Origin of the sequence: Thalassobacterium maritimum, from assembly GCF_031127805.1 — a bacterium.
GTDB lineage: Bacteria > Verrucomicrobiota > Verrucomicrobiia > Opitutales > Coraliomargaritaceae > Thalassobacterium > Thalassobacterium maritimum.
Genome location: NZ_JARXHW010000085.1, coordinates 1 through 7,806 on the forward strand (window position 1 = coordinate 1; position 7,806 = coordinate 7,806).

The 7,806-nt window shown below is 55.3% G+C and carries 5 protein-coding genes and 1 tRNA gene; 2 read left to right on the forward strand and 4 right to left on the reverse strand.

Translation table 11 applies throughout. The features are described from left to right. Nucleotides 1-678: 678 nt before the first annotated feature. The gene (locus tag QEH52_RS18715; protein ID WP_308952484.1) at nucleotides 679-897 is read left to right on the forward strand and encodes an addiction module protein; all 219 of its coding nucleotides are present in this window, start codon (nucleotides 679-681) and stop codon (nucleotides 895-897) included. A gap of 763 nt (nucleotides 898-1,660) precedes the next feature. On the opposite strand, the gene QEH52_RS18720 is transcribed toward QEH52_RS18715, so the two are convergent. From QEH52_RS18720 to QEH52_RS18735, 4 genes are all read right to left on the reverse strand, one after another. Beyond that, the gene (locus tag QEH52_RS18720) at nucleotides 1,661-2,767 is read right to left on the reverse strand and encodes a Fic family protein (RefSeq protein WP_308952485.1); all 1,107 of its coding nucleotides are present in this window, start codon (nucleotides 2,765-2,767) and stop codon (nucleotides 1,661-1,663) included. A gap of 531 nt (nucleotides 2,768-3,298) precedes the next feature. Further along, nucleotides 3,299-4,240 (reverse strand): AEC family transporter, encoded by a 942-nt coding sequence (locus tag QEH52_RS18725; RefSeq protein WP_308952486.1) that lies wholly within the window; start codon nucleotides 4,238-4,240, stop codon nucleotides 3,299-3,301. Between the two features lie 590 nt (nucleotides 4,241-4,830). Next, nucleotides 4,831-5,685 (reverse strand): M14 family metallopeptidase, encoded by an 855-nt coding sequence (locus QEH52_RS18730; RefSeq protein WP_308952487.1) that lies wholly within the window; start codon nucleotides 5,683-5,685, stop codon nucleotides 4,831-4,833. A gap of 730 nt (nucleotides 5,686-6,415) precedes the next feature. After that, nucleotides 6,416-7,285: a DUF1835 domain-containing protein gene (locus tag QEH52_RS18735; RefSeq protein WP_308952488.1), complete on the reverse strand. Its 870-nt coding sequence runs from the start codon at nucleotides 7,283-7,285 to the stop codon at nucleotides 6,416-6,418. Between the two features lie 351 nt (nucleotides 7,286-7,636). Here QEH52_RS18735 and QEH52_RS18740 point away from each other — a divergent pair. Further along, a tRNA-Met gene (locus QEH52_RS18740) sits at nucleotides 7,637-7,711 on the forward strand. Nucleotides 7,712-7,806 lie beyond the last annotated feature (95 nt).

The following is a 7,806-nucleotide window of genomic DNA, read 5'->3' on the forward strand; positions in this document are numbered from 1 at the left end:
TACTTTGGGAGCTACCTCAAACTTCAATCGGGCGGGACGCCCGATCTCCATTAAACTCTCCACTTCTCACTGCGCCAAGTGCTTCAGCCTTGGTTCGTGGTGTGCGTGGGGGCTGCGCATGCGCTGACGGGCGCTAAAGCAACCCGCTACTTTGGGAGCTACCTCAAACTTCAATCGGGCGGGACGCCCGACCTCCATTAAACTCTCCACTTCTCACTGCGCCAAGTGCTTCAGCCTTGGTTCGTGGTGGGCGGGGGCTGCGCATGCGCTGACGGGCGCTAAAGCAACCCGCTACTTTGGGACCTACCTCAAACTTCAATCGGGCGGGACGCCCGACCTCCATTAAACTCTCCACTTCTCACTGGCCAAGTGCTTCAGCCTTGGTTCGTGGTGGGCGCGGGGGCTGCGCATGCGCTGACGGGCGCTAAAGCAACCCGCTACTTTGGGGCCTACTTCAAACTTCAATCGGGCGGGACGCCCGACCTCCATTAAACTCTCCACTTCTCACTGCGCCAAGTGCTTCAGCCTTGGTTCGTGGTGTGCGTGGGCTGCGCATGCGCTGACGGGCGCTAAAGCAACCCGCTACTTTGGGGGGCGTATGGTGTGTGTCGTTCAGTTTTTTGTGTATTTGGCTCAAAGAGTATTTGAACTAATCTGCTGTGTCTGTAGTTTTTTTGCATGGAAATTAGTCTGCCGCTTAAAGACATGTCGCTCTCAGATAAAATACAAGTGATGGAAAGCTTGTGGCAGGACTTAAGCGCTGAGGGTTCTGGATTTGAGCCTCCGGCGTGGCATGGTTTGATTTTGCAGGAGCGTCAGGCGCAATACGATGCGGGTGAAATCAAGTCTGCAGACTGGGAATCCGCGAAGGTGCGTATCCGTGATTCGGTTTCATGAAACTGCAGATCCTTGAGCCTGCTGAGCAGGATTTGATTCGTGCGTTCTACTTTTACGAGGGATAGCAGCAGGGGGTCGGGCATTTTTTTTTAGACAGCCTCTATTCCGACATTGATTCATTGCAGCTGTATGCGGGGATACATCGTAAGCAGTTTGGACAGTTTTATTGGATGCTATCCAAGCGTTTCCCCTTTTCTATTTATTATACGATAGCTGGGAAGACTGTGCTGATTCAGGCGATACTGGATTGTCGGCAAGACCCTGCGGGTATTAGGCAGCGACTTTCGTCGGAGACCTGAAGTTAAATTTATGAGACGTGTACGAGACGGGCGTCACAAGTGGCAATGCCATTGCATTTTAGGATTATTGTTTGTGCGTTATTGTTTGATGCGATGAAGATCGTATTCATGGAGGGCATTTTTTAGGTACAATCATTACCAAGCTGACGTAGCCTGATGCAGATTCAGACAGAATGATTTAGGACAGAATCATGTTAACCTAAGCAATGCGGTGAATAAGCGCCGAGCCTAAGAATCATTCTGTCCTAAATGATTCTGTAAAAAAAAGCCTATCCAAGGCATTGATTGTATCTCATTTTCGTGGCCAAGTGCTTCAGCCTTGGTTTGTCGGTGTGCGTGGGCTGCGCATGCGCTGACGGGCGCTAAAGCAACCCGCTACTTTGGGGCTTACCTCAAACTTTCATCGGGCGGGACGCCCGATCTCCATTTAACTCTTCCCACTCTCCACTGCGCGCATCGCGCGATCACTCCCTACTGGACGGATCTACCGCCAACCAGTAACGGGTGTGTTTTAGGGTGCCTGTTTTGCGGAGGGCTTCTTTCTTGACTAGGTCTTGCAAATCGCGGGTTGCTGTGGCGCGTGAGGTGTGGGTGAGCGCGATGTAGTTTTCGGCGCTGAGGCCGCCTTTGAATCCGTCGGGGCCTTCGCGGTAGAGGCGTGCCAGGACTTTTTCCTGGCGAGGGTTGAGTTGGCCGGCGAGTTGCTGGAAGTGTTTGGCTTTGATGATGAGCCATTCAAATTTGCGCAAGCTACTGGCTTGGGCAGTGAGGATGGTATTTGCAAAATAGTGCAACCATTCGTCTATCTTCAGCTGGCGATTAGTTGCGTGGAGGGCGTGATAGTACTCTTTTCGCGTGGCTTCGATCGTTTGCGCAAGTGAGATGAGGGTGGCTTGACCGGTTGCTTCGGCTAGCGCTTTTTCCGAAAGTGCGCGAGCAATACGTCCGTTCCCATCGATAAACGGGTGGATTGCTAGCAACCATAAATGTGTGATTCCTGAACGGGTGATTGCTGGTAATTGATCCCCGCTCTGCTGATACCAGGCGAAAAATTGCTGCATTTGCTGTGGCACTTGCGTGGCTGGTGGCGCTTCGAAATGCACCTTGGGCTTCTGGATGGGGCCTGAGATGATTTGCATTGCCTCGCGACTCGTTCGGTAGGCTCCGATATTCGGGAGGTCTCGCCCTTTCAGTAATCGGCGGTGCCAATGAAAGAGGGCTGCTTCGGTGAGCGGCTCTAAGCTGTTTTTGTAAACCAGCACCATCATTTCTGCGACACCTTTTTCAGCGGCGGGGATGCGGCGTATGGCTTCACTTTGTAGGCCGAGTTCCTTACGGATGGACGACTGTAAACTTTCACGGTTTAAGTATTCGCCTTCGATTTCAGAGGTTTTGAGCGCTTCATCGCGTAGTATTTCAACGACTAGTCGAGTCTGGTCCGCCAGTGGGAGGTGTCGGCAGGTAGCGATTAAGCCACCTGCCTGTTTCAAGAAGCGCTCCTCGAGTGGCTTGAGCGCTGCAGGATCGTAGTCGAAATGAGGCCAATCAGCCTGTTGCCAGTTCCATGTCATGAGTTATAGGGAATGTTCTTATAGCTCAATAATCGGCAAATTATGAGTTATAGCAAGTGTGTTTATAACTCATCCGAGCGCATGTGGCAGGGGTGCTGCGTTAATTGTAGGGGGGGGCACTTGATGGAGTCTCTGAGCCTGTCGAAGACCGCGTCTTCATTCGATGTTCGACCCATGCTTCGCCTAAAGGCTATGCAGGGCAAGTAGTTGGGCGTTCGATGTTCGACGTTCGTTCCTTTTCGTGGCCTCGGTTCTCAGAACCGGGGGAGATTTCATTTAACTGCGCACTGGGCACGGCTGAGCGGAACGGGAACGGGGTCTAAAGAGCCCCGCTACTGGGGGCGTCCGTGGTTCGATCAGCGCATGCTCTCTGGCAAGCGGATAAGCTGCCCTCGGGGAACACGCCACGGAAGTAATTTTTCTCACTTCAAACTTCTCCCTTCAAACTTCATCGTGCGGGACGCCCGATCTCCATTAAACTTCCCACTCTCCACTTCCCACTCCTCACTGGGCAAGTTCCTTGCCCCCCCCCTATGTGCTGAGGGCGATGATCAGGCCGACGGTGGGGATGCAGGCTAGGGTGCTGAGGATGATGGAGCCGGCGGCCAGGGCTTCGTCGCCGTTGAGTGCTTTGGCCATGATGTAGGAGGCGACGGCGGTGGGGCAGGCGCTGAGTATCAGTAGCACCAGCCGTGCGATGGGATCGACGTCGACCCAAATGAGTAGGAGGGCGGTGATGGCGGGCAGCACGATGACTTTGAGGGCGCTGGCGTAGCTGGCGCTGCGGTAGCGTCCTTCCATCGAGACGAAGGCCATGGCGCCGCCGACGCAAAATAGGGAGGCGGGCGCGGCCATCTGGCCGATCAGTCCTAGCGTGCTGAGTGCGAAACGGGGCATTTCAAAGGGGAGGGCAAAGAGGCCGACGCCGATGATGGAGGCGAGGATCAGTGGGTTGCTGATGACTTTGCCCAGAGTGCCGCGTAGCATGGAGGTGGATACGCTCTGCTGGCTGAGGGTGAGCATGAGCACGGCTAGCACGTTGTAGAGTAGCATGGCGGGCGCGAGGATGAACATGACTTGTGCCACTGCGGCGCCAACTTTGTCAGGCTGGATGCCTTCGACGGCGAAGACCACGAAGGGCAGCCCGGTGAAGGCGAGGTTACCGCGGAAGGCGCTTTGCACAAAGGTGCCGACTCGCTCGCGGGGGAGTTGTAGCCAGCGACTGGTCAGCCAGGCCAATACAATTAAAATGAGGGTGGCCAGGGTGAAGATGCCGATCGCGGGCAGTGCATCGCGCGGCAAGGACTCGGCGGTGACCAGGCTGTGAATGATCAGCGCCGGCAGGCTGACCCAGAATATGAGCCAGTTGAGCTCGCTGATAAAAGTCTGTGAGAGCCATCCACGACGCGCGAGCCAGAGCCCGAGTCCGATGACCACGAAGACGGGGAGCAAGGTGTTGATGACTTGAATCATTGAAGAGGGCGGGCTTGTTGGCGCAGTTGTGTGATAAAAAGCGGGGACGCTATGTTTTGCTCTGTGTAGTGACAAGCTTCTAGCTTGTCGTATGCGGAGGGTGGTCGCGTTGATTCGGTAGGTTCGCTGTGTTTTGAATCGAAAGACGGCATCGCTTGGAACAGGGGAACATCGAACGTCCAATTGCTTGCCCTGCGAAGCTCGCAGAGCGAAGCATGGGTCCAATTTTGAATGGGTGTTACCGGGGCGGGCTTGGTTACCGTGGCCAAGTGCTTCAGCCTTGGTTTGTGGTTTTCGTGGGCGGGTGCTGTGCATGCGCTGTCGGGCGCTAAAGCAACCCGCTACTTTGGGGCCTACTTCGAACTTCAATCGGGCGGGACGCCCGATCTCCATTTAACTCCCCATTCGGGTAAGTCCCTTGCCCCCCCCTTACACGCTGAAGGCTCTTAAAATACAGCGGCTATTTAATGTCGTTGGATGCGATAACGACTGCAGGGGGGGAGAACGTCGAACATCCAACGTTCAACATCCAATTTTGAATGGTTATTATTGAGGCGAGATTTGTTTTCGTGTCTGCGGCCGCAAGGTATTCAACATTGGACGTTCGACGTTGGATGTTGGACGTTCCCATGTTTTTTGGTCCTTGTGACTACGTTTTTCTGCGGCTCGGTTTGGATGGCTGCCAGCACGGCGGCTTTGAGTGTGTCGACCCGTTTGCGAAACTCCATGGCGGATGGGGTTTCGAGGGTGTAGTTGCTGCCGCCGAAGCTGGCTTGCAGGCAGAGGGCTTCGGGCTGGCCGGCTTCGAGTTGCAGCTCGACTTCGATGCGTATGATTCCGTCCTGGGCCGGGAAGCCGTCGATCTCGGTCGCGGTTTCGGTGGGCAGGTGTTTTTCGGTGGCGGCTAAGATGCGCTGGGCGAGGCTGCACTGTGGCTTGCCGGCTTGGGGATGGCTGCTGTGGAGCGGTAGCTGGATTTCGTAGAGATAGAAGCCTTGGCTCTCCCAGTCTTCGTGCAGGTGGAGGGCGCAGTCGAGTTGTGGGATGTGGGCCTGTATCCATGCGGCGTGTTGCCGGGTTTCCTGGGAAACGAAGTCGCGGTAGTCGCGGTTGAGGTCGATGCCGTCGGGGTTCTCGCGGGTGCCGTTGGCCAGTCCGGCGGGGTTTAACAGGGGGCAAATGTAGTAGTGATGCGTGGGGGGCAGGGCGTCGTTTTGCAGTAGTTCGAGTATCGCCTGGGAAGTGGCGGGCTCGTCGCCGTGGATGCCGGCGGAGAGGTAGATGTGCTGGCTGCGTGGCCCGGGCGCAAGGGCTGGGCGCGTCATGCCGAGCAGGGGCCATTGTGCTTCCAGGCCGACCCGCCCGAAGCGGGTGACTTGAAAGCCCGCCGCTTCGCCAGCGGTTTGAAGTTGCTGAATGAGGGGAGCCACTGTGGGTGTCATCATAGCGAGACAGCTTGTGGACAAAGCCTGAAAGATGCACCGTTAATTTGCGTGAATCTTACACGACGCTGGGACTTGAACCGTTCCGTCTTCATTTCATTACGCCGTGACATGTAATTTACGTTAGTTTGCGTGAATCTTACACGGCGCTGGGACTTGAACCGTTCCGTCTTCATTTCATTACGCCGTGACATGTAATTTACGTTAATTTGCGTGAATCTTACACGGCGCTGGGACTTGTAAGGACGTTGGACTTGGCAGGGCGCTGGACTTGGGAGGGCGTGGGAACTTGGGAGGGCGCTGGACTTTTGTTGCGGTTTGGAGTTCCGCTTTTAAGCGGTTGCGTTGGATCGGTTGCAGGGGGTGTCATTTGACGTTCTCTTGCAGTGGTGGCTTCGGTTCTCTGAACCGGGGGGAGGCAAAGTATCTGATCAATGATGCTCCTACAAAATACTTTGGTTGGGACGTCCTATCTGCATTCAACTTTCCGCTTTTTCGCTCTCGAGTTTCTTTGTGCGTCGACCGATTTCGATTAATTGGCGCATGCGCTGCCGGTAACGTTGATCGCGTGCGTGCGCTTTGGCTATTTTTTGAGCATCGCTGACTCTGGGACGGCCGCGCCTCAAGCGCACTACGTCTTCGGGGATAGTGAAAACGTTGCGTTGGCGAAATGAAGCTGGGGTGAGGACTAGTAGGGAGGCGCGTGCATTACCTCTATAAATTTTCCTCTCGTTCAATCCGCCAGATAGACGCGATACTGTGCGAGTGGATGCTCGCTTTGCCATTGTGGGAGCCGGGGGCTGGGGCCTTGGATGCGAACCTGGGGTGGTGTGCGATCGGCTAGGCCGTTGATCTTTGCCCAGAGTGTGCTGTCGCCCCAGTATTGTGGGGGCGTATCGGCCTGCGCGACGGCGGTGAAGATTTCGGCGGGACTGTGATGGCCGGCGCGAAGGGCGGCCAGGGTGTGGTATTCGAGTCGTCCGAACTCGCTGTCGGCGTAGCTGTGTTCTTGTAGCCAGCGCGTGACTGCCGCGGGAATCCATTGGATGGGGGCTTGTGATTGAGCGGCTAGCGCTTGGAATGCGGCGAGGTCTTGCTCGGCAAAGGCGCGGTCGACTTGGCAGGCAAATTCGAATTGTTCGGGGCTGACGGGCTGTCGTGTGGGGTAGCTGGCGGTCAGCTCGCTGGGCTGTAGTTGGCCGAGGCCATTGTAGCGCTCGATTCGGGGATGGGCGTCGATGCAAATGAGCTCGACTTGCGAGCGCTTCAAATGTTGTAGGCAAGTGAGAATGTGGCACAGCATGGACTGATCGAATAGGCAGGCATCGAACCACAGCACAATCTGTGTGTCGGCGGGCATTTCACTCAGTTTGCGGTATTGCTCTTGGAGTGTTTCCAGCACGTATGCCTGGTCCAGGCCGCCGCCGGTGCTTTGCTCGAGGAAAATGGCGCGTGCTTGTAAAGTCGCCTCACTCGGCCAGCCTGGATTGCGGGGGCCGTCGTAGAGAATGTCGTGCCAGACTAAGATCTCGCCGGATAGCTTGGCTTCTTGAAGTAATTGACCGGCGCAGTCGCCGCTAGTGATGTGAATCTTGTGTTTCATTGGCTCAGCGTGTTCATAAAGTAGATGCTCAAGGGGGGCAATGTGAACTGTACATTTTTTTACCTTGCGGGTGGCCGCGCATATGCTGTCGGGGGCTAAAGCAACCCGCTACTTGGGGAGCTTACTTGAAACTTCAATCGGGCGGGACGCCCGCTCTCCAGATTCAGACTCTCCTCTGCGTGCGACGCTCCCCGATCCAGAGGATCGAGGCTACGATGTTCCCATTCTCCCTACTGGGGCAAGTGCTCTAGCCTTGGTTCGGGGGGCAAAATTCGTGCTTTATTTAAAAAACTGCAAATTGAGCGCTTGACTTGACTTGTGCAGGGCGTTTTCTACCCTCTTTCACTTTAAGCCAGAGTAGCTCAGTGGTAGAGCAGAGGACTCATAAGCCTTTGGTCGGCAGTTCAAATCTGCCCTTTGGCACCATTTTTTCAGACTAAAGCCTTTCGACTATTCGAGAGGCTTTTTTCGTTTTTGAGCGTTCCGGTGGGGCAGCTTTGAACTGCCCTGGCAGTTTCAAA